Below are 24987 nucleotides of genomic sequence, written 5' to 3'. Positions count from 1 at the left end.
ATGCCCGACGTCGTCCTGTTCGATCTCTTCGGTGTCATCGCCCGCCGGCAATCCCCAGCGGCCAAGCGCACAGTGGCCGCGACCGTCGGCGTCCCGGCGCCCGCGTTCTGGGACGTCTACTGGCGGCTGCGCGCCCCCTACGACCTGGGCCAGATCACCGGCGCCGAGTATTGGCGATGGGTCGCAACCGCGCTGGGCACCGTCTTCGACGAGGACCGCGTCACCGCCCTCATCGCCGCGGACGTCGCAAGCTGGAGCGCCATCGACGACGACATGGTCGCTCTGATCGAACGGACCGCAGCGGCGGGTGTGCGCCTGGCGCTGCTGTCGAACATTCCCGAGGACCTGGCCGCCTACTACGAACGGCACCACGGGCGGTGGCTGCGGCACTTCGACCTCGTCGCCTTCTCCTGCCGTATCGGCCGGGCGAAACCGGACGCCGACGCGTACCTCTGGTGCTGCCGCGAGCTCGGCCTGGCACCCGATCGTGTGCTGTTCATCGACGATCGTGCCGAGAACGTGTACGCCGCTGAACGCCTCGGGTTGCACACCCACCTGTTCACCGGCCCTGCCGAGACGGCCCAGGTGATCGACGCCACCCGGCCACAGCCCGAGCCCGACGGCCGGCGAGCATGAGCCGATTCCGGCCGAGTCTGGGCGCCCTGCTCACGCATGTGCATCGCAGCGGTCCGATGTCCCGCGCTGCTCTGGCCCGCCGGATGGGCGTCAACCGCAGCACGATCATGGCCCTGACTAGGGAACTTGCCGCCGCGGGCCTACTTGAGCACCAACATGCGGCCACCCGTTCAGGGGCCGGGCGCCCATCGCTGGTCGTCCGCCCGCGACCGGAGCGCGCCTACGTCCTGGCCTTCGACATCGGAACAGACCGGTCGGTAGCCGCCCGAGTCGGCCTCGGCGGGCAACTGCTGGACCGCCGCGAAGCCGACACGCCCACGCGCACCTCCGGCCAGGACATGTGTGACGTCCTTGCGGAACTCGGCCAGCAGATACAGCAGTCCGCCACACCGGGCTCCGCGTGCGTAGGAGCGGGAGCCGCGCTCGACGCCGAACCCATGACCATCGGGACCGACCTGCGACGCCTGTTTGGACGACCGGTCGTTGTCGGTCGTCGGGCCCAGCTGGCCGCCGTCGCCGAGCGAGAACGAGGCGCCGGGGCCGGTTTCCACGACGTCGTCTACCTGCAGGGCGGCGACCGCGTGGACGGCGGCATCATTGTTGACGGCGCGATACTCGGACACCACGACGGACAGACGCCCACCATCGGCCATATGCTGGTCGATCCACAGCACGGACGACCATGCTCGTGCGGCTCACTCGGTTGCCTCGACACCAGACTCGGACGCGACGCCCTGCTGGCGACCGCGGGACGTGACCCCGAGGCCGGCCATCACGACGCTGTCCGGGCGATGGTGCGTGACGCTGCGGCAGGCGACCATACGGCCGCGAAAGCTCTCGCCATCGCAGGCGACTGGCTCGGCATCGCCGTCGCCAACCTGATCACCCTCATCCGCCCACAGGTCGTCATCCTCGACGGCACGCTGCGCTACCTATACGCCGGCGCCGCAGAACAGGTGCACGCGAGGATCGCCCATCACGCCACGCCTGACACCCGACGGCCGACCGACCTGCGGCCCGGCATCCTCGGCCAGAACGCGGCCCTGCTGGGAGCCGCAGAGCTCGGCTTCGCCGCCTTCCTCGACGACCCGTTACACATGCGGTCCCCGAGGTTGAGATCCGGTTCGGGCGGTCAGGCTTTCCACTGATTGGTCGAGGTCGGTTGCGGTGAGCACCGGACGCCCGAGTCGGGTCGACAGCCAGCGGCGCTGGTATGCGCTCAGGTCATTGGCAAACACGACAGCGTCGATGCTCTGACTCGAACAGGTCGTCGCGATCTCTTCGAGCTTTCCCGGGCCGACGAGGAAGCGCCGGGACAACGGGGCGGTCAGGAGCCGTACCCCACCGTCGGAGACGCCCCTGCGCTGGACGAAGCGTCCCAGCACGTGCCCTCCCAGCGCTGCCACACGCGCTTCCAGGGCGTCGAGCCGCGCCTGGTAGCCGCGGTCCTTCGCCGAGAACAGCCCCACCAGGACTACAGAGCGGATGGCGGTCACCGGTACACGATCCCAGCTCAATCACTCCGTGTCACAGGAGAATCCGGACGCTCAGCGACTGCTGCGGCCCAATGTGTGACGACGTGTTTTCCGGCGCGCTCATCTACCGTCGGCCAGCGCCGGCGTGGTTGGCGGGTTGCGGGCCGGCGCGGCACGGACGGGCCTCTGAAAGGGCTTTTGATACAGGCTTTTCGCCCCAGCATGTTCCTCGCCAGGTGACGGTGTTCTCGTCCGTTATGCGCCTGGCGAGATTGTCGATCATCGAGATATAGATCATGGCTTCTGGGCTGGCTGGAAGCTTTTCGCAAGTCGCGCACGAGCCGTCGGTGCGTCATGAGTCAGCCGGTCGTGCGTTGCTGGATGACCGTCCGTCGATTGAAGTGGTAGTATAGCTACCGAATTTACCGTCCCGTCGAGGCCGGATTGCCGCTGCCGCATCGACGGGCGTCCCGACGAGGAGCTCGTTTTGACTGCAGCGTCACAGCGCGCGCCGCGCAAAGACCAGGTCCGCAATCGGCGGCGGCTGCTCGACGCCGCCCGCCAGGCCTTCGCAGAGCAGGGGCCCGACTTGAGCATCGAGGCTGTGGCCCGGGCTGCAGGGGTGGGGGCGACCACCTTCTACCGGCACTTCCCGACCAAGGACGACCTCGTCCTGCAACTGTTGGAGGACCTGGCGGGCGGCGCGCGCGAGGTCGCGGAGGAGGCCGCCGCGGTCGCCGACGACTGGGAGGCCTTCCGCACGGTGTTCGTCCGCGGATGCGCGCTCGACGAGGAAGGGCTGCACCTGTTCGACGCCCTGTGTCGGACGAGCGTGCAGGCGGCCGAGCAGGGCCAGCTGATCGCGACTTCCCTGATCGCCCCGGTCGCCGACCGGGCCCGGGACGGCGGCCGGCTGCGCCAGGACGTCACCGCCGAGGACGTGGCGGCGCTCATGCGCATGGCTGACTCGGCCTCAACCCCCCGGCAGCGGGAGATCACGTACGAGGTGATGCTGGCCGGGCTGCGCGTCCCGGCCGCGTAGCGGCGCCCCTCTCCGGAACTTCGGCGGGACCCGACGGCGGGCCACGCCGCGCGGCCCGGATCCTTCTTCGTTGCTCGGGCCGGGTCGGCGCGCTTCCCGGATGGTCCGGCGCACTCGCCCGCGGCCTCCGGCTCCGGACGGGATCGGCAGCGCAATCGGTGCGACGACTGCGGCGGCAGGCATCATCAACCCCGCGCCACAGCTCGTTTCCCTCGTCAAACCGCGGGTCCACGGCGCGCCGGCGGCGCCCTCCGTGAGCGCCGCACTGTCGGCGCCTCCGCCGGCCCGGATGCCGGCATTCAGCCCGCCCCTGTGAGCGCCGTGAGCGCGATGACGACAGCTCTCGATGCTGGCCTGACGGCGCCGCCACCCGCGAAAAGGCGATCCGGTTGTAACACTACCGTTTTGCGCGCTACGGTGAAGAGGTAGTAATGCTACCGCTTCACAAGAAAGGTGCTTGCTTTCATGCGCGCGCTCATCCCCACCGGCAACCCGGAAACCCTGACCGAACTGGGCGAAGTCGACCTTCCCACCCCGGCACACCACGAGGCGCTGATCCGGGTGACCGACATCTCGCTCAATCGGGCGGACTTTCTGTACCTGAGCGGCCCCGCCGGCGATTTCCGCCCTGGCATCGACGCCGCTGGGGTCGTCGCCAGGGCTGCCGCCGACGGCAGCGGGCCGTCGGCGGGTAGCCGCGTGGTCCTGCACCTTCCTGCGGGCGGAGGGGGAGCCGAGTACGTCGCCGCCTCGGCGGACCGCCTCGCGGTCATCCCGGACAACGTGGACTCCGCCTCCGCGTCCGCGCTCCCGCTGGGCGGTCTGGTGGCCCGGCGGATACTCGCCCTGGCCGGCCCGCTCCAGGGGCGCCGAATCCTGGCCACCGGCGTCGGGGGCGGCGTCGGCCAGGTCCTCATCCAGCTCGCCGTCGCAGCGGGGGCCGAGATCACCGCCGTCGCCGAGGCGGGCCAGCCGACCGAGCACATGGCGGCGCTGGGCGCCCGGATCGCCCTCGACATCGACGCCGTCGAGGGCGGCGCCTTCGACATCGTGCTGGAGTCCGTCGGCGGCGACCTCGGGTCCAAGACGATCCACAAGCTCCGCCCCGGCGGCCAGAGCCTCTGGTTCGGCCAGGCCAGCGGCAACCCCATCACCCTGGACTTCTTCCGCCTACTCCAGGAGGGCACCTCGCTGACCCTGCGGCACTTCGTCTACGCCGACGGCGACGGCAGCCGTGACGCCGCGGACATCGAGGCACTGCTCAGCCTGGCCTCGCAGGGCGGGCTCCGGGTCGAGATCGGCCACCGCGGCGACTGGAGCAGCGCCGGCCCGGTGCTGCGGGAGATGTCCGCCGGCCGCCTGCGCGGCAAGGCGGTCCTGAGCGTCGCCTGACCTCACCCGAGCCGGCCGGGACGAAGCCTGCCCGGCCGGCCGGTGGGCCGCGTACTGCTGTCGCTTACCCCTGCGTGACACCGCCCCCGCACCGACGGCGCCAGGAGCGCCGCCCGGGCCTGCCGCATCCCTAGAAGGAACGCCCGGCCGGACCCGGAGCGGCTCACTCGGGCCTGGCCCCGAGCTGGAAACACATCCGCACCATCCGGCGGCGTCCAGCCGCCATGCACGAAAGGGCACGATCATGGGACGTTTCGACAACAAGGTCACGCTGATCACCGGCGGTGGCTCCGGAATCGGACGGGCGGCCGCCCTGCAGCTCGCCTCCGAGGGCGCTCGGCTGTCGCTGGTCGACATCAGCGCCAAGGGGCTGGCCGTCACCGCCGAGGAGATCGAGAAGGCCTCACCCGGCACCGAGGTGATCACCGTCACCGCCGACGTGTCGTCAGAGACCGACGTCGAGCGCTACGTCGCCGACACCGTGGCCGCCTACGGCCGCATCGACGGCTTCTTCAACAACGCCGGCATCGAGGGCACGCAGAACCTGATCCAGGACACCAGCACGGACGAGTTCGACCGCGTCCTCTCCATCAACCTGCGCGGCGTCTTCCTCGGCCTCAAGCACGTCCTGGCTGTGATGAAGGAGCAGGGCTCCGGCGCCGTCGTCAACACCGCCTCTGTCGGCGGCATCCGCGGCACCGGCCTCCAGTCGCCCTACGCGACGTCCAAGCACGGTGTCGTGGGCCTGACCCGCAACGCCGGAGTGGAATACGGCCAGTACGGCGTCTCGGTCAACGCCATCGCTCCGGGCGCCGTGCTGACCCCCATGGTCGAGGAGTACCTGCGGCAGCTCGACCCGGACAACCCCGAAGAGGCCGCCAGGAAGTTCCTCAGCGACAACCCCATGAAGCGCTTCGCCACCCTCGACGAGGTCGCCCACCTCATCGCCTTCCTCCTGTCCGGCGAGGCGCCGTTCATCAACGCCGCCGTCATCACCATCGATGGAGGCCAGTCCTACAGGTACTGATCCCGCCGCTCCGCCGGGGCCAACCCGGTCACGGCAGGCGTCGCCGCGTCGCCGCCTCGCTCAGCCCGACAGCGTCCAGGGGCCGCTCCCTGCCTCGGGTAGGACGACCCACCTGCGTTCACGGCAGCGGCTCGCGTTTGACGGCGGCATTACCGCGACTCGCCGCAAGCCCAGGCGGGTCCGCGGGGCCGGTAAACGGTTGCAGCACTACCATTTCTTCGCTAACCTCCAGTTATCCGGTAGTACAACTACCGCTTCTTTCTCCGGCCGACCAACACCCAAGGAGGGCCATCATGGCCGACGCCGTTCGCATCGAGGACCGCGTGGAGATCCTCGATCTCTTCCACCAGTACGCCGACGCCCTGGACTTCAAGGACTGGACCCGGCTCGAGGGGCTGTTCACGCCGGACGTGAAATCCCTCTGGTTCGAGCAGTACCAGGTCGACGGGCGCGAGCAGGTCATCGGCTTCATCAGCGACCTGGTCGGCAAAGTGGGCCGCACCCATCACATGGTGTCGAACTTCCGCGTCTCGTTCGACGGGGACACCGCCGAGGCGAGCGTACGCGTGAAGGCCTACCACGTCGGCATCGGCGACAAGGCGGGCCTGTTCGAGGAGTCCCTCGGCACCTTCGACGCCTCGGTCGCGCGCACCCCCGGGGGCTGGCGCTTCACCCGCTTCGACGAGGCGCTGTTCGTCATGCTCGGCACCCAGGAGGTCTTCGGCCTGGGAGAGCCCGCATGAGCGCCACCGCGACGATACCCGGCTACACGGCGGGGCGCTGGGACATCGACCCGGCGAACTCGGCGGTGACCTTCACGGTCCGGCACATGCTCGTCAACACGATGCACGGCCGGTTCAACGTGTTCGCCGGCGAGGTCGTCACCCGCGAGAACCCGCTGGAGTCCACGGTGGCCGCGGCCATAGAGACCTCGTCGATCGACTCCAACGACCGCGAGCGCGACGAGCACCTGCGCGCCCCCGAGTACCTCGACGTCTCGGCCCACCCGTTGATGAGCTACCGCTCAACGGCCCTGCGCGAGGACGCCGACGGCTACGTACTCGACGGCGAGCTCACCCTCAAGGGGATGAGCCGGCAGGTTCCGCTGTGGCTGGAACCCGGCGGCATCCTCGCCCCCGACCCGATCGGCAAGACGCGGATGGGCATCGCCGCCACCGGCTCCATCGATCGCGCCGACTTCGGGCTCAGCTCGGAGCTGCTGGACATGCCGCTGATCGGCGGCCTGCTCGTAAGCCGCAGGGTCGAGATCCGCATCGACATCGAAGCCACGCTCGCGCGCTGACGGGCTCCGGTGCGTCCCGGGCTCACCGCATGCCCGCCGCGGCGGGCATGCGGCGCCCGCGCGCACGCAGTCCACGTGCGCTCCCGATAGGAAACGTCGAGGAAAACCACTATGACAGAAACCACCAATGGCACGGCTGTGACGCCCGAAACTCCGTTCCCCCGGGAGGCGGCGCCCGTTGACGCGGTGTCGCAGGGTGACCTGACGCAGGACAGTGCCGAGGAGCCACTGCTGACCTTCCTGTGCGCTGATGACGCGTACGGCGTGTGCGACCTGAACGGGGGCTGTTCCTGATGGCCGGGGCAGCATCCGACCGCGCAGCCGGGCATCTGGTCATCGACGTCTGGAGCGACGTGATGTGCCCGTGGTGTTACATGGGCACCACGTTGCTGGTGCAAGCCCTCGAGCGGTTCCCGCACGCCCAGCAGACGCAGATCCGCCACCACAGCTACCAGCTCATGCCCGATCTGGCACCCGACACCGCAGTCGGGCTGACCGAGTATCTGGTGCGCCAGCGCGGCTTCCAGCGTCAGCAGATCGAGGCGATGAACGCGCAGATCGCCGCGCGCGGCGCGGCCATCGGCCTCGAATACCGCTCTGAGCGTGCGATCGCGGCCAACACCCGCGCGGCGCATCAGCTCATCCACTTCGCCGCCAAGGCCGGGCGCCAGCACGAAATGGTGCAGCGGCTGTTCAGGGCCTACTTCACCGAGGGCCTGAGCGTCGGCGACCACACCGTGCTGGCCGGCCTCGCCGCAGAGACCGGCCTCGACCCGGCGGCTGCCGCGCAAGCGCTGGCCACCGGCGTGTTCGACGACGACGTCCAGGCGGACATCCGCCAGGCGCAGCAGCTCGGCATCTCCGGGGTGCCGTTCTTCATCTTCGGCGGCAAGTACGCCCTCTCCGGCGGGCAACCCGTCGAGGCGTTCCTCCAGGCACTCAACACCGCGTGGGACGAGGCGCCCGGCACGCCCTGAAGGCGTGCACCAGCCCGAGATTTTGAGCGAGACCAATGCGGTCGAGGCGCTGGGCGTGTTTCTCAAGGCAGACGGCGTTCTCCATGATCGCGGAAGGAAAGCGCCGGCCGCGCGTGTGGCGGACCTCGCGTCCCCAAAGGCTGGCCCCCAGCGGGCGTTGATGGTTGACTCGTGTCACGGTGAACAGCTGTTCACCCTGGTTGTAGCATGAGGAGCGCTGTGTGGATCGGCCCACCATTTCGGGCAACGACACGGCCGAGAAGACCCGCAGCGCAGTCGCCGTCGGCACGCTGGCGTTGTGTGGCACCGCCGTATCGTTGCAGCAGACGCTGGTGCTGCCGGTGCTGCCGGACTTCCCGCGGCTATTGCACACCACGCCCGACAACGCGTCCTGGCTGATCACCGCAACGCTGCTGGCGGGGGCCGTCGCCACACCGACGCTGTCGCGGCTCGCCGACATGTACGGCAAGAAGCGCATGATGCTGGTGGCGCTGGCCGTCATGATCGTCGGTTCCGCGCTCGGTGCCTTCAGTCAGACCCTGCCGCTCATCATCGCCGCCCGCGCCCTGCAGGGCGTCGGCGTCGCGCTCGTCCCGATCGGGATCGCGATCATGCGCGACGAGCTTCCGCCGCGGCGGCTCCCCCTTGGCGTGTCGCTGATGAGCGGCACCCTCGCCATCGGTGCCGGGGCCGGGCTGCCGCTGGCCGGGCTGATCGTCGAGCACATGAACTGGCACGCGGTGTTCTGGGTCAGCGTCGCCGCGGGCGCCGTGCTGTTCGCGGCGGTGGCGCTGCTCGTCTCCGAGTCCCCCGTGCGTACCCGCGGATCGTTCGACTTCCCGGGCGCCCTGCTGCTCTCCGCCGCGGCGACGGCATTGCTGCTCGCCCTGTCCAAGGGCTCACACTGGGGCTGGCTGTCCTATCAGACCATCGTGCTCGCCGTGCTGGGCCTGGTCCTGGTGGCAGTCTGGCTGCCCCTCGAACTGCGGGTGCACAACCCGCTCGTCGACGTGCGGGTCGCCGCGCGACGGGCGGTACTCCTGGTCAACATCGCCTCCGTCCTGACGGGGTTCGCGATGTTCGCCAACATGCTCACCACGACCCAGCTGCTGCAGCAACCGGTGCGCACCGGATACGGCTTGGGCCTGGACATCCTGCACACCGGGCTGTGGATGGCGCCGATCTCGGTCGTCTTCGGCGCGATGGCGCCCGTGTCGGCGTCGGTCACCCGCCGCTTCGGCCCGCAGACGACCCTGCTGGCCGGGGCCATGATCATGGCCGTCTCCTACGCCGCCCGCGTCTTCTTCAGCCATGGACTCTGGCAGATCGTCGTCGGCTCGACGCTCGTCGCGGCCGGCACGTCGATGACCTTCGCCGCGATGCCGAGCCTGATCATGCGCGCCGTCCCCGCGACCGAGACCGCGTCCGCGAACGGGCTCAACTCGCTACTGCGCTCCGTCGGCACATCGACCTCGAGCGCCGCCCTGGCCGCAGTCACTACGACGGCGGTGGTCAACGTCGACGGTGACGCGCTCCCCAGCTTCGGCGCGCTCGCCACCATATTCTGGATCGCCGCCGGCGCGTCGCTCGTCTCCGCGCTGCTCATGCTGCCGCTGTTCCGGACGAGGAGGCAAGACCTCGAACAGTCGGCCAGCACGGAATACGTACCCGAGGCGGTCGTGCGCGGCCAGGTGATCACCGGCGGCGGGAACACCGTCCGCAACGCGGTGGTCACCTTGCTCACGACGTCGGGTCAGCAGGTCGACTGGAGCCAAGCCGACTCGGCCGGCTCCTTCTCCCTGGCGATCCCCGGCGCGGGCCGCTACCTCATCGTCACAGCCGCCGAAGGCTGGGCGCCGCAGTCACGGCTCGCCACGCTGCACGCCGGGCACGAGATCGAACCTATCGTCCTGTGCGAGCGGCTCACCCTGGCCGGCGAGGTCAGCGACGCCCAGGGCCACATCGTGGGCGCGACCGTGGCGCTGACCCGGCTGAGCGGGGAGTTGGTGCAGGCCGCCCTGACGGCGGTGGACGGGCGGTACGAGCTGCCGCTGCCGTCGAGCGGGCGATACGTACTGACCGTGGTGACGCCGTGGGCGGCGACCGAGGCACGAGCCGTCACGGTCTGGGGCGCCGAGCGCGTGGTCGACATACGACTGCGGACCAGCCGCGACAACGGGTCAGCCCACCCCGCCCCGGCGCGGCAGGAAGCCACCGAGGCAGCATAGGAACCATGCCTCCGATGAACCACGACGCAGCACCAGTCACGCAGGCCACCCACCCGTCGGCCGCGGACGAGCCGGCGCCCGGTTCGTCCCGGCGGGCCATCCTCGCCGCCGCCGCGGAGCTGTTCGCAGAGCGCGGTTACGACCAGGTCACCATCCGCGACATCGCCGCGCGCGCCGACCTGTCCCCCGCCATGGTCATGAAGTGCGGCGGGAGCAAACGTGAGCTGTTCCTCCGCTCCGCGAAGATCACCCCGCCGCCCCTGCCCGACGTGCCGCGATCCGAACTCGGCGCACGCCTCGTCGAGGAACTCCTCACCCGCTCGGATCGCGGCGCCATCGAGCCGCTCGCCCGCTCGCTGAATCTCCGGCTCTCCGCACCCGACCCGGACAGCGTGCATCAGCAGTTCACCGCCGGCTACCTCGAACCTCTCGCCGAACGCCTCGGCGGCGACGCCGACGCCCACATTCGAGCGGAACTCGTCGTCGCGGCGCTGACCGGGCTCGCCGCCACCACACGGATCTTTCACACCCCGGCGGCAGGTGCGGCACCGGAGGAGGTCATCCGCCGGTACGGCCGGGCCATCCAGCACCTCATCGATCAGTGACTCCGGCAACGGCGACCAGGTCGGCGGGCGCGCCGTCGGTCCAGCCGGGCATCGCACCCCGCGAGCCGCCCTCCGGATTCAGTCCGTACGCCTCGATCAGCGTGGACTTCCCGAACCTGCGGTTGTGAAGCGGGCGGAGTCGCATGTGCCCAGCGGCAGGCCGACGCTCATCGCGGCGGCACCGGCAGGCCGTAATGCCCCCGGAGCGTCCGCGCGGTGTACTCCTTGCGAAAGATGCCCTTGCCCTGCAACAGGGGCAGCACGTGGTTGATGAACTGTTCGAGCGGTTCGCGTCCGCCCGGGATCCGGTAGTTGAAGCCATCGGCGGCGCCGGTCCGGAACCACAGCTCAATGTCGTCGGCCACCTGCTCGGGCGTACCCACGATGAGGTGGTGCCCGAACGCCGCGGTCGCCCGCAGCACGACCTGACGAGCGGTGTAGCCGCCCTGTTCGGCCTCGGCCCGCATGACGGCGGCGCGGCTGGTGAAGCTCTGGCCGGCCGCGTCCCACACCGCTGCGGGGATCGGCGCGTCGAGGTCGAGCCCGCGTACGTCGAGCCCGATCTGGTGGTGCAGGCGGACGATCGCCTGGTCGAGGTCGACGTTGGCGTTGAACGCGTCCAGGGCGGCCTGCGCCTCCGCCTCGGTGCTGCCGATGATGGGCAGGATGCCCGGCAGCACGAGGGCGTGGGCCGGGTTGCGCCCGAAGCCCGCCACCCGCCGCTTGAAGTCCTGGTAGAACTCGCGGGCGGCCTCGATGGTGGGCTGGGCGGTGAAGATGGCGTCGGCGTGCCGGGCACCTTGATCGCGGCCGGTGTCGGAGGAACCCGCGTGGAAGATGACCGGGCGACCCTGGGGCGAGCGCGGCACGTTGAACAGCGCGTCGAGCTGGAAGTGCTTACCCCGGAAGGGGACTGGGTGGATCTTGCCATGGTCCAAGGTCGCCGTCGGCCACGGCCCGGCGACGAAGGCGTCGGGCTCCCAGCTGTCCCAGAGCGCCTTGACGATTTCGATGTACTCCTCGCCGCGTTCGTAGCGCAGCGCGTGCTCCGGGTGCGCGGTCGGTCCGAAGTTCGGCGCCACCGACGGCTGCGACCCGGTTACCGCGTTCCAGCCGACGCGGCCGCCAGTGAGCTGGTCGAGCGTCGCGATTTTCCGGGCGGTGTTGTACGGCTCGGAGTACGTGGTGAGGATCGTCGGCGCCAAACCGAGGTACGTCGTGTGGGCGGCGATCACGGACAGGACGGTGAACGGCTCCGGCGTCGTGTACCCCTCGCCGAGACTGGGACTGTCGGCCAGGAAGATGGCGTCGAACAGCGCCCGCTCGGCGTCCTGGGCGAGGCGCACCAGCGCGTCGATGCTCCACGCGCGACCGGTGTCGACGTCGGGTTGCCGCCACGCCTCGAACGGCGGGCTGAAGAGGTTGAGCACGAGTTGTCGGTCGGTCACGGGATCTCCTTCGGTCTCAGGTCGCAGGGGTCCAGCCCAGCAGCGGCGCGGTGTCACGGGCGATGCGTTCAAGGCCCCGCAGGGCCACATCGACCGTGTGCCGGTGGCCCCGGCCGACCTCGACCGCCTCCAGCAATCCGGTGACGGCGATGATGTAGTCGACCTCCGGCAGCAGCGCGGCGTCGGCGCGCAATCCCTCGGCCGCGTCCTGGGCCGAGCCGGTCTTGAGGTTCACCCCGGCGATGATGTCGTCGAGGGTGAGGTCGTCGGCCGAGACACCCCGCACGTCGGCGATGCGCTTGCGGGAGCTTTCCAGGAAGCGGTTCAGGTCATCGAGGGCACCGGCGCGCGAGGCGCCGGCGTAGATGTTGCGGATGCCACCCAGCCGGGGGGTCAGCAGCGGGGCGATCTCGGACGGGGCCTCGACCGGACCGACCGTGCGCCACTCGTCGAGGTAGGCGTCGATAATGGGGCGCTGCACGGTCTTCGCGTCCAATGTGGCCGTTCCGAACAACGCGCCAAGCCCGGTCCGGGCGGCCCGCCGGGCCGACTCCGGACTGCCGGGGGTACGCCACAGCCGCTGGGCCAGACCGGTTCCGTCGGCGTGGATGCGCTGGTCGGTGCCCCGCAGCGGCCGCCCGCTGAGCGCGTCGAGCAGCACGCCCAGGTGGTCGTCGAAGAGCTTGCCCGGATCCGACGCGTCCACCCCGTACGCAGCGTACTTGTCAATGTTCGCCGCGCCGGTGCCCAGTCCGAGCTGCAGCCGGCCGCCGGCGATGGCGTCGAGGGTCAACGCGTCCTGGGCGAGCTGCAGCGGCTCGGTCAGGGGCAGCGTGACTACGGCCACGCCGAGGCCGATCCGGTGGGTGTGGACCGCGACCGGGGCGAACGACACCAGCGGCGACGGAGCCGAACCCAGTTCGGGCCGCACGAGCAGGTGCTGGGCCAGGAAGCCGATGTCGTAGCCGAGCTCCTCGGCGCCGACGAACAGCCGGATGAGTTCCTCGTTCGCCTCGGCCGGCGGCGAAGCAGTGTTGGCGTGGGTGAAGAAGCCTAGGCGGAACGGCTTGGCGGTCACAGGCGCTGTCCTTTCCAAGAGTCCACGGTGGTCATGTTGGGTCACTCGCCGATCGCGACCCGGCGCCAGCGGGTGGTGCGGCGCTCGGCCAGGAGGAAGATCGAGTTGAGTACGTAACCGACGAAGGCCACCGTCACCACCGCGGCCAGCAACTGGTTGATGTTGAAGGTCTGCTGGGCGTTGAGGATGTACAACCCGATTCCGTCGTTGCCGGCAAGCATGCCGACGACCACGGCCAGCACCAGCGAGATGCCCAACGACTGGCGCATCCCGACGAGGATGAACGGCGTGGCGTACGGGAGGGCGATCTCCCGCTGCGTCTGCCACCACGTCAACCGGTATGTCTGCGCCGTCTCGTTGAGCACTTTGGACACTCCGCGCGCGCCGGCGTACGAATTGATGATCATTGGGAAGATGCCGGCGGCCAGGAAGACGGCGATCTTCATGGACTCCCCGATGCCCAGGAAGAGCACGAAGATCGGCAGGATGGCGGTCGTCGGCGTCAGGCGCAGGACCTCGACCGTCGGCTCCAGCAGGCCCCACACGATGCGGGAGCGGCCCATCAGGAACCCGATGCCAACGCCGAGCGGGACCGCAAGCGCAAAACCGATGGCCATGGTACGCAACGTGCGGCCCAGTTCGGGCAGAAGTTCGCCCTGGGTGATCTCATGGAGCCAGGTCTGGGCGATCCGGTCGGGGGCGGAGATGGTCGGGTCGAAATGGATCTCCGACGAAATCTGCCAGACGACGATGACCAATGCGACCAGGGTCCAGCCGGACACCCGGCTACGCAGGAAGCGCAGCAGCGACCGGCCGAACCGGATCGACGCCGGCGGCCGCTCGGCCGGCCCGGTCCCGGCTTTCGGCGGGACGGTCGTCGGCGCGCCTGTGGTCTGCGGGTCCCCGGTTGTCGCGCCCGGAGGCCGGGCTTCGGTCAGGTCAGCCATGTGCGGCTCACTCCGAGCCCAGCACGAGGCCGAGCACCTCGCGCCGAAGCCGCAGGTACCGCGGGTCCTCCCGGACGTCGACCTGCGTGCGCGGATAGGGAATGTCCACTGTGGCGTCGCGGGCGATACCGGCGCCGGCCTCGTGGAGCACGATGACGCGCTGCGACAGGAACAGCGCCTCCTCGATGTCGTGGGTGACGAACAGCACGGTGAGGTCGTGCTGCTGCCAGATCCGTAGGAGCAGATCCTGCAGGTTCGACCGGCTCAGGGCGTCGACCGCACTGAACGGCTCGTCGAGCAGCAGCACCTGGGGGGAGGCGGCCAGCGCCCGCGCGATGGCCACCCGTTGCTGCATGCCCCCGGACAGTTCACCCGGGTACCGGCTGAACTGCCCGGCAAGTCCGACCTCGGCCAGGTAGCCGTTGATGATCTCGTTCTCCTCGGCCCGGCTGTGGGCCCGGCGCGGCCCGTGCCGGTGGCGGAGTCCGAACCGGACGTTGTCCCCGACCGTCCGCCACTGCAACAGCGACTCGTTGTAGTTCTGGAACACGTAGCGTGCGCTGTCGGGCGGCCCGTCGACCCGGTCGGCTCCGATGTGGATCGATCCGGACGACACCGCCTCCAGCCCGGCGACCAGCCGCAGGAAGGTGGACTTCCCGCAGCCTGAGCGTCCGACCAGCGACACGAAACTGCCCCGGTCGATAGTCAGGCTCACCGGACGCAGTGCGCGCACCACGTTGCCGTCGAGAGCGACGTAGTCCTTGCCGGCGCCGGCCAACACGATGTCGCCCGACAGTCCACTATGGGCTCGCATGTCACGGTCGACGGCAAGACTCTCCGTGCTCGTCACGGTGCACCGCCCGCTGAGGACCGGGTCGCCGAGGCGAAGACGTGCGACTTCCAGTCCACGCCCTTGGAAATCTTGTCCGGTGCGTACTTCAGGCCGAGTTCGTACCAGGACTGCGTGGCGTCCAGGTTGATCGGGCCGGTCTGGTAGTAGGTCGGCAGCAGGTTGCGCAGCTTGGCGTCGTCCCCGCCGGCGATCTTCTTGAAGTCGATTTTGTAGTACTGCTGCACGAGATCCGCCTGCTCCGACGGTGACACGGCGTTCCACCACGCGTGGAACTCATACAGGGCCTTGGCGAACGCGTGGGCGATCTCGGGGTGCTTGCGCGCGTAGTCGCCGGTGGTCCAGAACGCGGCCGTCGTGGCGTCGGGGTTGGACCACGCCTTGGTCGAGGTGTCCCCGACGGTGGTGAAGTTGTAGCCGGTCTTGCCGTCGTTGGAGTAGGCCGCGGTCCAGTGCCCGGCCCACACGTCGTAGTCGCCGCGCTCCAGGGCCTGCGGCGCACCGGTCGCGTCCTGGATGATGACGAAGGTCACCCTGTTCGAATCGACCCCGTTGGCCTCAAGGAAGCCGCGGGTGTTCACGATGAACTGCGGCACCGGCGACACACCGACCTTCTTGCCGGCGAGGTCGGCCGCGGTCTTCACCGGACCGCCGGATTTCACCAGGAACGGCAGGCTCGTCAGGTTGGTGTTGTTGTTCGCGACGAGCTGGATGTCGAAGCCGTTGCCGAGCGCGTTGATGCCTGCGTAGAAATCCGCATAGCCGATGTCGAGGCTGCCACCCTGCAGTGCGGCGAGGGTGGCCACACCGCTCTGGGTCTGGGTGAGCTTGGGGTCGAGGCCGTACTTCGAGAAGTACCCCTTCGCCTTGGCGATTTCCAGGGCGTTGGCGTACCCCGCGTCGGCCACGGTTATCTTGACCGGGTTGGCGGGGTCGAGCGCACCGGACGAAGCCGACGGCGCCTCCTCCCCGCACGCGGCGAGCGTCGACGCGAGAAGCACGGACGCTAAGGCGGCGGCCAGCCGCGGGAAACTGGACACGAGAGGTACCTCCATTATGGACTAGCAAATAGGAATTGTCGGAATCGGAGGGCTTGCGGAAGCCCGATCGACGATGGACCGGCGCCAGACAATGTGTGTGAGACGGTGCGATGCGACACAACGGCGCGACGAGGTCGTCGACAGCGGCGGCGTGGCGCTAACAGCGTGCGCTACAGACCCGCCGCAGATCGACGCCTAGTTCGCGCGTCAGCAGCAGTGGTCCCCCGCCCCACGTGATCAAGTGTGTGCCGTCCTGCCTGCTATTGTCAATCAAGCCGATAGGAATACCAGTCTTCAGGACGGAGGGCCATGACGTACGCAGTCGGAGACGTCGTCGCGTCATTCGCCCTGCCTCGCGCCGACGGTGGCGACCTCACCGTCGATCCGCGGGCCAGCGCAGCGACGGTCGTCGGGTTCACCGCCAACCACCGCCCATATGCGCTCGCCCGGCTCGGCTTCGCCGGCTCCCCCACAATCACCATCTGCGGCCGCGACCTGTCGCGCGTACCGCCCGCGACGCCCTCCGCAGGCACCTCTTGAAAGGATCCGCGTGACCACCACCCGTCCCGACGCTGTCATTTCTGCCACCGCGCTGAGAACGCTGCTCGACTCCGGCGCCGACGTCGTACTGCTCGACATCCGCCGCGACGCCGACCGCGGACTACGGCACGAATATGAGGCCGGGCATTTGCCCGGGGCGCACTACGTCGAGCACTCCACGCAACTCGCTGGCGTCCGCACGCCGGAATCGGGCAAGAACCCGTTGCCGACCGACGACCAGATCCAGGCGGCGGTGACCGGCTGGGGCATCCACCCGTCGTCGACCGTCGTCGTCTACACCCGCGGGGCCGCCCCGCCGGCCACCCGCGCCTGGTGGGTGCTGACCTGGGCGGGCGTGCCGGACGTCCGGTATCTCGACGGCGGCCTGGACGCCTGGACGGCCGCCGGCGGAGAGCTCACCACCGACGAGCCGGCTCCGGGCGGCGGGACGTTCCAGGTGCGTACGGGTTCGCTGCCGACCATCGACGCGGACGAAGCCGGGGCGCTGGCCCGCTCCGGGCTGCTCCTGGACGCCCGGCCCCGCGAGGCATACCTGGGTGACGCGGAACAGCCCGGCCAGGGCCACATCCCGGGCGCGGTGAGCGTGCCGTACTCCGACAACCTCGACGAGGACGGCCTGCTCCGCAACGACGAGAGCCTGCGCGCCCTCTACGCCGGGCACGGAGTCGACGGCATCGCCCCGCTCGGTCTGTACTGCGGCGGCGGGGTCGGCGCGACCACCGGCATCCTCGTGCTGCACCGGCTCGGAATCCCGGCCGCGCTCTACCCGGGCTCGTGGACCCAGTGGAGCGCCGACCCCACCCGACCGGTCGCCACCGGCACCGAACCCGGCTGAGTTTCTCCTCGAGCGGTGAACGCCGCGACGACCCGCAGGGTGGGCGGGACGTCAACGCCGAGTTCGTAACGGCCGCGGCGGATGTTCCGAGTGAAGGTGTGGCCGGCGAGGGCACGAGCTCGTCGAGCACGGCCGGGGAGACAGACGCATCGGTGACCACCCCACCGGGCGTGGCCTTCAATGCTCGCGGGAAGAACCGCCGGTGGGTGATGGAGCAGACCCACGGCTACGAACGCACTGCCGCGCACGCCGAAGACTTCATTACGATCGCAATGGTCCGGCTGATGGCCGGTCAGCTGACGCGCACCCGAGGACGGGCGCTCAGGTGGGTTTGTTGCGTTGGTAGTGGCGTGCCACGCGGACGCGATTGCCGCAGCGGGCCGCAGAGCACCAGCGGCGGCGCGGGTGGGCGGGCAGGAACAGCATCACGCAGTCGTCGGCCTCGCATTGGCGGACGTTGACGACCGCCGAATCGGCGATCAGCTCGGCAGCGGCTTCGGCGAGCCAGGCCGCCAGCCGCGCTCCGGGTGGGCCGGTGCGGCTGCGGACGGCGGTGACCACGTCACCGTTCCAGGCCAGCTCGTTGATGGCGGGCGCGGCGCGCTGGGCCCGGTTGAGGGCCTCCAGGTCGCCGACCGGCGGCCGGGTGCGGTGGCGGGCATGCTCGAGGACGCGGGCCGTGCGCTCGCGGACTTGTTGCACGGCGGCCAGGTCGGCGCCGGTGAGTTCGACGGCGGCGAACTGCCGCGCCTGCGGGAACCGGTCGGCCTGCAGGTTCAGCCATGCGCGCAGGTCGGCGGGGGTGGCCAGCAGGTCGGCGCCGCTCGGGCGCGTGTTGACCAGGTCGAGCGCTAGCAGCTCCCCGGTCAGGGGGACGAAATCGCTCATTCTGCTAATGCTACCTCACGGAGTTGACACATTAGGTCAGCGATCGCTACACCTAACGTATCTCCACGAATGAAAGGCATTAGAGATGCCGATTTCTCCGATCGCCTCCACCGTCCACCGCCACCTGGACGTCGACGGCGTCCGCGTCTTCTACCGCGAGTCACTCCCCGACCGTCCCGACGCGCCCGTGCTGCTGCTGTTGCACGGCTTCCCGTCCGCCTCCCACCAGTTCCGCCGCCTCATCGACGTCCTCGGTGCCCGCTACCGGCTGATCGCCCCGGACTATCCCGGCTTCGGCCACACTCAGGCGCCCGACGGCTTCACGTACTCCTTTGATCGGCTCGCCGACCTCACCGAAGGCTTCGTCCAACGGCTCGGCCTCGACCGGTTCGTGATGTACGTCTTCGACTTCGGCGCCCCGGTCGGCTTCCGGCTCGCCGAGCGGCACCCCGCGTGGGTCGCGGGCCTGGTCGTGCAGAACGGCAACGCCTACACCGAAGGCCTGTCGGACGGCGCCCGGGACTTCATCGCCCTGCGCCCCGAGACGCCCGGCGGCGAAGCAACCATCCGCGACCTGCTGACCCTGGCCGGCACCCGCGGCCAGTACGAGACCGGCGTCACCGACCCCGGCCTGATCCCGCCCGACGGGTGGACCCTCGACCAGCACTTCCTCGACCTGCCCGGCCGCAAGGAAGCCCAGGTGGCGTTGGCGTTCGACTACCATTCCAACGTCGAGCGTTACGACCGCTGGCAAGCCTGGCTGCGCAAGCACACCCCGCCCACCCTCATCACCTGGGGCAGCAACGACCCGTTCTTCCCCGAGCCCGGCGCCCGCGCCTACCTACGCGACGTGCCTGACGCCGAACTGCACCTGTTCGACACCGGCCACTTCGCCCTCGAAACCCACCTCCCGCAGATCGCCCCGCTCATCGCCAACTTCCTCGACCGCGTATGGAACTAGCACTGCTGCGTGTCTACAACTCGGCGATGGGTGGCGGCTTGGGCTTCACTGTCGAGGTGAACGAGCCCTTCCGTCTGGAACGAGCCAGGGACGCGATGCGGTACTTCGGATTGCCGGAACTCGCCGAGCTCGTAGCAGACCTCATTGAGCATGCCTTGGACGGTGACCACGCCGAGTCCAGGCAAGATGATCTCGGCCCCCAAGACGAGGCCCTAGAGACTGCGTTCAGAGTCAAGGTTGCCGAACGGCCCGCCGACTTCGGCCTGCCGGTGAGCGGACGGACTCAACTCGGCTACGACAGGACGCGCGCCAACAGAAATCACTGTCACCCTGAGTGGCGTCGCCGCGAAGGGCATCTGGAGCTGGGGCGGCGGCACTTCGCTGATCCCGTGCAGTGGTGGTGTCACCGACATTTATCTGGCCTACTACGGTCTGCGGGGCTTGCTGCGCCTCGGCTGACGCCCGATCGACAGCGGTTTGAGGAGGAACGCATGCGCAAACGAGTGATCATCGCCGTCGCGGCGCTCCTGCTGGTCGCCGTCGCGTGCACGGGGTACCACTGGTGGTCCCCCTTCGACGTCAAGAGCCAGGTCGTGTCGTATCGGGGCGGGCCGCAGGACACCCGGATCACGGTCAACCTGACCCTCGGCATCGGTGACCGGATCACCCGCACCCGTTTCGAGGAGCACGACGACCGGATCGTGGTGACCGTGTGGGTCCGCATCGACACGGGCGACAACGTGGACATCGGCGTGCACGCCGAGGCGTCGCACACCCTGTCCCGGCCGATCGACGACCGGAAGGTCATCGACGCGTCGAGCGGCACGGTGGTCCCGCACGCCTGACTTCGTCGGGGAACCCCCGGCCGGCGGCAGCGCCGGCCAGGGGCTCGCGTCATCCGTCGGTGTCGGCGGCGCTGTGTGAGGCGGTGCGCCAGCCGCCTGGAGATCGAGAGATGCGGTGCACGGTGGCGCCGGGCAAGGCGCGGCCCACCTCGCCCACGACGACCTGCGGCGGCACCCAGCCCGGGCACCCACAGCCCGGCCGACATGGCGCCCGCGACGCTCGCATCGGACTCGCGAGCGCCGAGGGCGCACCCAGAAGGCCACGCAGCGGCGCGGCTGGCTCAGCGAACGATGCGGGCGATGGGTGTTGAATGATTCACCTACTCGCAGACCATCGACCGCTCCAGCTTGTGGCGTGGTTCAGCTGACCCGGCCGATGGCGTGGCCCTGCTTGCGCAACTGCCGGGCCCAGCCCTGCACGGTGTACCGGGGAACGTTGAAATGATCAGCGAGTCCACTGACGCTGCCGACTTGCCGGTAGGCGGCCATGACATCCTCGGCGGGTGGCATCCGCCGGTACGCCCGATCCCGGCTCTCCGCCGGCGCGGCGGCCTGTTTGGCGGCCCGGACCCGCCGAGGACGGCCCGCCGGAGTCTCCGCCGCCGCGGCCTCGGCGCTGGCGCGTCCTCGGGAGGCACGGGTCGACACCGACCTGGTAGCGGGTGCGCGTTTCGGACCACGCTCCCCGCCAGCCCGCCCTGTCGACCCGGCAGTCCCGGGCGCGGACTCTGGCAGCGGCCCTTCCGCGCTCAACGCGTCGGACAACCACTGCAACGCCCGCCGACGGCCAGCCGCATCCAGCGGATGCAACACCTGATACGCCGCCTCTACTGCGGCAAGCTCTGACAACGCCATCCCGAACACACTCCACAATCGCCTGTTGTCGGGTCAGCGTAACCGACAATCACCCGAAGAACCTCAAGCCTCAATGTACATCTTTCTATGCCGCCGACCGTACGCGCCAGCCGTCGGTACGCACGTAGCTGTCACCGCCACAGCCGCACAGCCCACCATGAAATGGGCATCCGATGGCCGACACCGCCGGGAACGCACCTGAAGAGCCGACCCGGTCCGTCACGGACTCGATCGACACATCCGTGCTCGCATGGGCCGAGCATCACGCAAGGAAGGCTCCACACTGGACCGAAACCGCATGGCAGCGAGCCTGCGTCGGGAGTCGACCGGGTCTATGTGGGACTCGGGATCATCCCGCGCGGGAACCACTGGTCCTGGCGGCGGCGCGGCCTGTCGGCGTACGTACCATCCTCGAAAGCGCGGGGTGCACCACCGCCGCTTCGACGACCATCCCACCGCCCGGGACCACCCCCGCCTGCGCGGGGAACACTCGATCATCGCGCTGCCGGTGCTGATGAAGTTCGGACCATCCCCGCGTGCGCGGGGAGCACCTTCTTCACCAGTGCCGCCATGGCCTCGTCACGGGACCATCCCCGCGTGCGCGGGGAGCACGAGCGGAAGATCTGGCCACGGAAGGACTGGGCCGGACCATCCCCGCGTGCGCGGGGAGCACGCATGTTGTCTCTGGTGCATGCTCCGTTGCTCAGGACCATCCCCGCGTGCGCGGGGAGCACATCGACATCCACCCGCATCTGTTCCGGCACACGGGACCATCCCCGCGTGCGCGGGGAGCACGCTCCCTCTGCCCCGGAGGGTGTGAGCATGGAGGGACCATCCCCGCGTGCGCGGGGAGCACGGTTTGTGTTTGCGTACGTCGAAATCACGTTGGGGACCATCCCCGCGTGCGCGGGGAGCACTCCAGGATCTGCAGCACGCCGGCGGGCGTGTACGGGCCATCCCCGCGTGCGCGGGGAGCACGCTCCCTCTGCCCCGGAGGGTGTGAGCATGGAGGGACCATCCCCGCGTGCGCGGGGAGCACAGCAGCACCCCTGATGACTGTTCTCCGCCCTCCGGACCATCCCCGCGTGCGCGGGGAGCACGGCCATCGACGCGAACACGGGTGACAGGGTGAAGGACCATCCCCGCGTGCGCGGGGAGCACGTGCAAGGACTCACCCTCGACCGAACGGACTAGGGACCATCCCCGCGTGCGCGGGGAGCACGCGACCACTCAACGCCTCACGGTACGCGGTAGCGGACCATCCCCGCGTGCGCGGGGAGCACACGCGGACCGGTCCACCAGGACGCGCTCTGTGTGGACCATCCCCGCGTGCGCGGGGAGCACGGGATACACGACTTCGCGCCGCTGTGCCGGGCGGGACCATCCCCGCGTGCGCGGGGAGCACGCGTCCTGAGCGGCCCTGAGCAACGGCGCTGCCGGACCATCCCCGCGTGCGCGGGGAGCACGGTGGCGGGTGCGGTCGGCGAGGGCGGTGACGAGGACCATCCCCGCGTGCGCGGGGAGCACATCCCAGGGCGGTCGGCCGCCCGCCGCTCCTCCGGACCATCCCCGCGTGCGCGGGGAGCACCGACTACGGCAGGAGGCGGACCGGCAGCGCGCGGGACCATCCCCGCGTGCGCGGGGAGCACACGGCCCCGACCACGCTGCAGGTGCTCACCCGCGGACCATCCCCGCGTGCGCGGGGAGCACAGCCTCACCGCCCCGCTGAACGCGAACCCATTCGGACCATCCCCGCGTGCGCGGGGAGCACTGCTCGTCGAACTTCCGCGCGACCGCGACGATGGGACCATCCCCGCGTGCGCGGGGAGCACGAGGAAGGGGCGTTCATGGTCCTCGAAGAAGAGGGACCATCCCCGCGTGCGCGGGGAGCACTCGCACAGTCAGTCGCGCTTACTCCCCGGCCACGGACCATCCCCGCGTGCGCGGGGAGCACACTTGTTCACCTGGGGCAATGAAGATCCAGATACCAGATTTTATTCACTCGCTCTCCGTCGTCGGCTGTGCAGGCCTAGCTCTACGACCGAACCGACGGCGGCGTGCCGCCTTGCTCCAGCCCGCTGGCATCGCTGCGTTGAACACGGGTTCGGCGGGGCGGCGCATCAACGTTATCCCGTCCAGGTCTACCGGCGTCCAATGATGGTCGTGCACCTTGAAGGAGAGTCGTTGCTCGCCGCCTATCTGAAACACCATCAGTGCACGTCCTGGGCCGGCCATATCCTGCACTCGTGCCCATAGCCGGCTTCGCACTCGTGAGCTGATGTGTCCGACGTACACACCGGCGGAAATCTCCAGCAGCCATTGGGTGAGGTGGCCCCGCAGCCCGGGTGGGCAGGCCGTGAGGATGATGACTGTCATCAGAAGTCAACGTCCTCGTCAGCGTAGTTGCGGCCCGCGGCCACCTCGAAGCCGTTGTCGTCCCACAAGCCTAGGGACTCCTCTTCCTCGATCTCTCCCGTAGGTTGTGGCTGGAGCAGCAGCATTCGGATGTCGCGCACGCACCGGGTGAGGATCGCGCCGTCGTGCACCCTGTCCCGCACCGCGCGGCGGGTGTCGGCGCTGATGTCGGTGGGGTCACTGGCCGCGACGTCGAATGCGACCGGAATGGTGATGTCGGCCTTGTAGAGGTCCGCGATATCGTACACGAAGGCACGCTCATGTCCAGTGTGGACGAAGCCTAGTCCGGGGGCGGCGCCGAGCGCGACGATAACGGCGTGCACGATGCCATACAGGCAGGCATGCGCGGCGGACAGCGTCTGGTTGATGAGGTCGCCGGACTCGAAGTCCTCCCGATCGTACTGGCGCTGGTTCCACGCCACCCCGGTCCGTGCGGCGTGCTCCCGGTAGATGCGGCGGACCCTAGCGCCTTCCTTGCCACGGAGTTGCTGCATGGTGAGGTTGGCGGTGTCCTCGCCGGGGAAGCGTATCGCGTACATGGTGCGGGCCACGGCCAACCGGCGACCACGATGGCTGACTGCCGCCGCCTGGGCGATGAGCAGCCGGCTTGATGATGCCAGCGACCGGCCGTGGGCGTAGTAGCGCACGCCCCGCTCGCCGACCCAGATGGCGGTGGCGCCGTGGTCGGCGAGCAGGGCGATAGCTTGGTGGGTGACGCTGGTGCCGGGTCCGAGCAGCAGCACTCCTACGGAGGCGGCGGGGATGTGGACGACTCCCCGGTCGTCGGTAGCGGTGAGCGCGTTGCTGTCTCGGTGGATGACGCAGCGTTCCAGGTAGAGAAAACTGATCCGGTCCTCGGCGCGGGTGAGATCGGGCAGCTCGGCCGGCGGCACTCCGGGGATCTTCACAGTCTCAACGTGCCGGGGCGATCGTCAGCAGGCCGCAGCCGTACGCCTTGGCGTGCCCGATACCGAGACTCAGGGCCTGACGGAAGGCATCGGCGTCGATGACGTCCAGCACGCCGTCGTAGGTCACCGTGGTGAGGGTGACCGCATGGGCACCACGTTTGAACGTCATCGTCTGGCGGCGGTGCAGCATCAGGTTGGGTTCGCCGTCCTGCTGTGCCGCGACAGTGAAGCCGCATCGGGCAGACCGGTCGACCAGCCACTGCGCCTGTTCCTCGACCCGCAGACGGCCGAAGCGTTGCGTGTCCTTCGACTCGGGGGTCTTCCGTCCGCTGTGGGTCGGGTTGGCGGTGAGCCGGAATGCCCACCGCTGGCCGGGGTGCAGTGACGCCAGCAGCCCGTCGTAGGGGCGGGTCGTCCAGGCCTCGGCCGCTGCCCGGCCGGCCTGATCGACCAGGTGGGCGAGGTCGGGCTGTCCAGGGCTGACGATGTAGAGCTGGACGGCACCGTCCGCAGCGGTGTCCAGCCGCCACAGGGTTCGGGCGCCGGGCCGGTCGTGGTCCTCGGGTGCGGCGAAGGCGGCCCGGACCGCGGCGTGCATGGCCTGTGGTGAGGCGAGCAGCTTCCGCGCACCGCGGCGGGCCGGGTCGATGGTGAACCGGGTGAGGTACATC

The 24987-nt window shown here is 69.5% G+C and carries 26 protein-coding genes, 1 pseudogene and 1 CRISPR repeat array; of the genes and pseudogenes, 15 read left to right on the top strand and 12 right to left on the bottom strand.

Going from position 1 to position 24987, the window contains the following annotated elements; all coding sequences use genetic code 11:
* Complete coding sequence (locus Dfulv_RS21660; protein WP_259866136.1) at positions 1-636, top strand: HAD family hydrolase; 636 nt, start codon at positions 1-3, stop codon at positions 634-636.
* Positions 633-1784, top strand: a complete 1152-nt coding sequence (locus Dfulv_RS21655; RefSeq protein WP_259866135.1) for an ROK family transcriptional regulator — start codon at positions 633-635, stop codon at positions 1782-1784. Before Dfulv_RS21660 ends, Dfulv_RS21655 begins: the two co-directional genes overlap by 4 nt.
* Here the strand turns inward: Dfulv_RS21655 and Dfulv_RS21650 are convergent.
* Positions 1728-2132: an HflX-like GTP-binding protein gene (locus Dfulv_RS21650; RefSeq protein WP_259866133.1), complete on the bottom strand. Its 405-nt coding sequence runs from the start codon at positions 2130-2132 to the stop codon at positions 1728-1730. The two genes, Dfulv_RS21655 and Dfulv_RS21650, sit on opposite strands and share 57 nt — an antisense overlap.
* 202 nt (positions 2133-2334) lie before the next feature.
* Positions 2335-2470: pseudogene (locus Dfulv_RS48875) on the bottom strand (IS5/IS1182 family transposase); the annotation flags it as partial.
* Positions 2471-2598: 128 nt separating this feature from the next.
* Here Dfulv_RS48875 and Dfulv_RS21645 point away from each other — a divergent pair.
* From Dfulv_RS21645 to Dfulv_RS21605, 9 genes are all read left to right on the top strand, one after another.
* Positions 2599-3153 carry a TetR/AcrR family transcriptional regulator gene (locus Dfulv_RS21645; RefSeq protein ID WP_259866130.1) on the top strand — a complete coding sequence of 185 codons (555 nt, stop codon included), beginning with the start codon at positions 2599-2601 and terminating at the stop codon, positions 3151-3153.
* A gap of 465 nt (positions 3154-3618) precedes the next feature.
* A complete protein-coding gene (locus tag Dfulv_RS21640) occupies positions 3619-4545 on the top strand; it encodes a zinc-binding dehydrogenase (RefSeq protein WP_259866129.1) in 927 nt (308 codons plus the stop codon).
* 244 nt (positions 4546-4789) lie between these two features.
* Positions 4790-5572: an SDR family oxidoreductase gene (locus tag Dfulv_RS21635; RefSeq protein ID WP_259866127.1), complete on the top strand. Its 783-nt coding sequence runs from the start codon at positions 4790-4792 to the stop codon at positions 5570-5572.
* 293 nt (positions 5573-5865) lie between these two features.
* Positions 5866-6315, top strand: a complete 450-nt coding sequence (locus Dfulv_RS21630) for a nuclear transport factor 2 family protein (protein WP_259866124.1) — start codon at positions 5866-5868, stop codon at positions 6313-6315.
* The gene (locus Dfulv_RS21625; protein WP_259866122.1) at positions 6312-6875 is read left to right on the top strand and encodes a YceI family protein; all 564 of its coding nucleotides are present in this window, start codon (positions 6312-6314) and stop codon (positions 6873-6875) included. The genes Dfulv_RS21630 and Dfulv_RS21625 overlap by 4 nt, the downstream gene beginning before the upstream one ends.
* Positions 6876-6986: 111 nt before the next feature.
* Positions 6987-7169, top strand: a complete 183-nt coding sequence (locus tag Dfulv_RS21620) for a hypothetical protein (RefSeq protein ID WP_259866120.1) — start codon at positions 6987-6989, stop codon at positions 7167-7169.
* On the top strand, positions 7169-7852 hold the full coding sequence (locus Dfulv_RS21615) for a DsbA family oxidoreductase (protein ID WP_259866118.1): 684 nt from the start codon (positions 7169-7171) through the stop codon (positions 7850-7852). Before Dfulv_RS21620 ends, Dfulv_RS21615 begins: the two co-directional genes overlap by 1 nt.
* Positions 7853-8073: 221 nt before the next feature.
* Positions 8074-10080 carry an MFS transporter gene (locus Dfulv_RS21610; protein ID WP_259866116.1) on the top strand — a complete coding sequence of 669 codons (2007 nt, stop codon included), beginning with the start codon at positions 8074-8076 and terminating at the stop codon, positions 10078-10080.
* Between the two features lie 14 nt (positions 10081-10094).
* Positions 10095-10685: a TetR/AcrR family transcriptional regulator gene (locus Dfulv_RS21605; RefSeq protein ID WP_259866114.1), complete on the top strand. Its 591-nt coding sequence runs from the start codon at positions 10095-10097 to the stop codon at positions 10683-10685.
* A 167-nt stretch (positions 10686-10852) separates the two neighbouring features.
* Here Dfulv_RS21605 and Dfulv_RS21600 read toward each other — a convergent pair whose 3' ends face one another.
* Genes Dfulv_RS21600 through Dfulv_RS21580 form a run of 5 tightly spaced genes read right to left on the bottom strand, consistent with a single transcriptional unit; the run spans position 10853 to position 16048 of the window.
* Positions 10853-12133: an NtaA/DmoA family FMN-dependent monooxygenase gene (locus Dfulv_RS21600; RefSeq protein WP_259866112.1), complete on the bottom strand. Its 1281-nt coding sequence runs from the start codon at positions 12131-12133 to the stop codon at positions 10853-10855.
* Positions 12134-12149: 16 nt separating this feature from the next.
* Entirely contained in the window at positions 12150-13211 is a 1062-nt protein-coding gene (locus Dfulv_RS21595) for an LLM class flavin-dependent oxidoreductase (protein WP_259866110.1), read from the bottom strand.
* Between the two features lie 41 nt (positions 13212-13252).
* Positions 13253-14158, bottom strand: coding sequence for an ABC transporter permease (locus Dfulv_RS21590; protein WP_259866108.1), 906 nt, complete (start codon positions 14156-14158; stop codon positions 13253-13255).
* A gap of 7 nt (positions 14159-14165) precedes the next feature.
* Positions 14166-15008, bottom strand: coding sequence for an ABC transporter ATP-binding protein (locus Dfulv_RS21585; protein ID WP_259866106.1), 843 nt, complete (start codon positions 15006-15008; stop codon positions 14166-14168).
* Positions 15005-16048, bottom strand: coding sequence for an ABC transporter substrate-binding protein (locus tag Dfulv_RS21580; RefSeq protein ID WP_259866105.1), 1044 nt, complete (start codon positions 16046-16048; stop codon positions 15005-15007). The genes Dfulv_RS21585 and Dfulv_RS21580 overlap by 4 nt, the downstream gene beginning before the upstream one ends.
* Before the next feature lie 309 nt (positions 16049-16357).
* Between Dfulv_RS21580 and Dfulv_RS21575 the strand changes: the two genes are divergently transcribed.
* Positions 16358-16588, top strand: a complete 231-nt coding sequence (locus tag Dfulv_RS21575; RefSeq protein ID WP_259866103.1) for a hypothetical protein — start codon at positions 16358-16360, stop codon at positions 16586-16588.
* A 10-nt stretch (positions 16589-16598) separates the two neighbouring features.
* The gene (locus tag Dfulv_RS21570; RefSeq protein WP_259866101.1) at positions 16599-17444 is read left to right on the top strand and encodes a sulfurtransferase; all 846 of its coding nucleotides are present in this window, start codon (positions 16599-16601) and stop codon (positions 17442-17444) included.
* Positions 17445-17765: 321 nt separating this feature from the next.
* Here the strand turns inward: Dfulv_RS21570 and Dfulv_RS21560 are convergent, their stop codons facing one another.
* Positions 17766-18332, bottom strand: coding sequence for a CGNR zinc finger domain-containing protein (locus tag Dfulv_RS21560; RefSeq protein WP_259866099.1), 567 nt, complete (start codon positions 18330-18332; stop codon positions 17766-17768).
* Positions 18333-18417: 85 nt separating this feature from the next.
* Here Dfulv_RS21560 and Dfulv_RS21555 point away from each other — a divergent pair, with 85 nt between their 5' ends.
* Positions 18418-19293: an alpha/beta fold hydrolase gene (locus Dfulv_RS21555; RefSeq protein ID WP_259866097.1), complete on the top strand. Its 876-nt coding sequence runs from the start codon at positions 18418-18420 to the stop codon at positions 19291-19293.
* Positions 19294-19784: 491 nt separating this feature from the next.
* The gene (locus tag Dfulv_RS21550) at positions 19785-20138 is read left to right on the top strand and encodes a hypothetical protein (RefSeq protein ID WP_259866095.1); all 354 of its coding nucleotides are present in this window, start codon (positions 19785-19787) and stop codon (positions 20136-20138) included.
* A 360-nt stretch (positions 20139-20498) separates the two neighbouring features.
* On the opposite strand, the gene Dfulv_RS21545 is transcribed toward Dfulv_RS21550, so the two are convergent.
* From Dfulv_RS21545 to cas6e, 4 genes are all read right to left on the bottom strand, one after another.
* Entirely contained in the window at positions 20499-20786 is a 288-nt protein-coding gene (locus tag Dfulv_RS21545; protein WP_259866093.1) for a hypothetical protein, read from the bottom strand.
* A 669-nt stretch (positions 20787-21455) separates the two neighbouring features.
* Positions 21456-22947: direct repeats of the CRISPR family, unit length 28 nt; unit sequence GGACCATCCCCGCGTGCGCGGGGAGCAC.
* 44 nt (positions 22948-22991) lie between these two features.
* The gene (cas2e, locus tag Dfulv_RS21540) at positions 22992-23369 is read right to left on the bottom strand and encodes a type I-E CRISPR-associated endoribonuclease Cas2e (RefSeq protein WP_259866091.1); all 378 of its coding nucleotides are present in this window, start codon (positions 23367-23369) and stop codon (positions 22992-22994) included.
* Positions 23369-24316, bottom strand: a complete 948-nt coding sequence (gene cas1e / locus Dfulv_RS21535; RefSeq protein ID WP_259866089.1) for a type I-E CRISPR-associated endonuclease Cas1e — start codon at positions 24314-24316, stop codon at positions 23369-23371. The genes cas2e and cas1e overlap by 1 nt, the downstream gene beginning before the upstream one ends.
* A gap of 4 nt (positions 24317-24320) precedes the next feature.
* On the bottom strand, positions 24321-24986 hold the full coding sequence (gene cas6e, locus Dfulv_RS21530; RefSeq protein ID WP_259866087.1) for a type I-E CRISPR-associated protein Cas6/Cse3/CasE: 666 nt from the start codon (positions 24984-24986) through the stop codon (positions 24321-24323).
* Position 24987: the final 1 nt, after the last annotated feature.

Source organism: Dactylosporangium fulvum (assembly GCF_025137375.1).
GTDB lineage: Bacteria > Actinomycetota > Actinomycetes > Mycobacteriales > Micromonosporaceae > Dactylosporangium > Dactylosporangium fulvum.
Note: the sequence above shows the minus strand (reverse complement) of the source record. Positions and strands in the feature narration are given on the sequence as shown.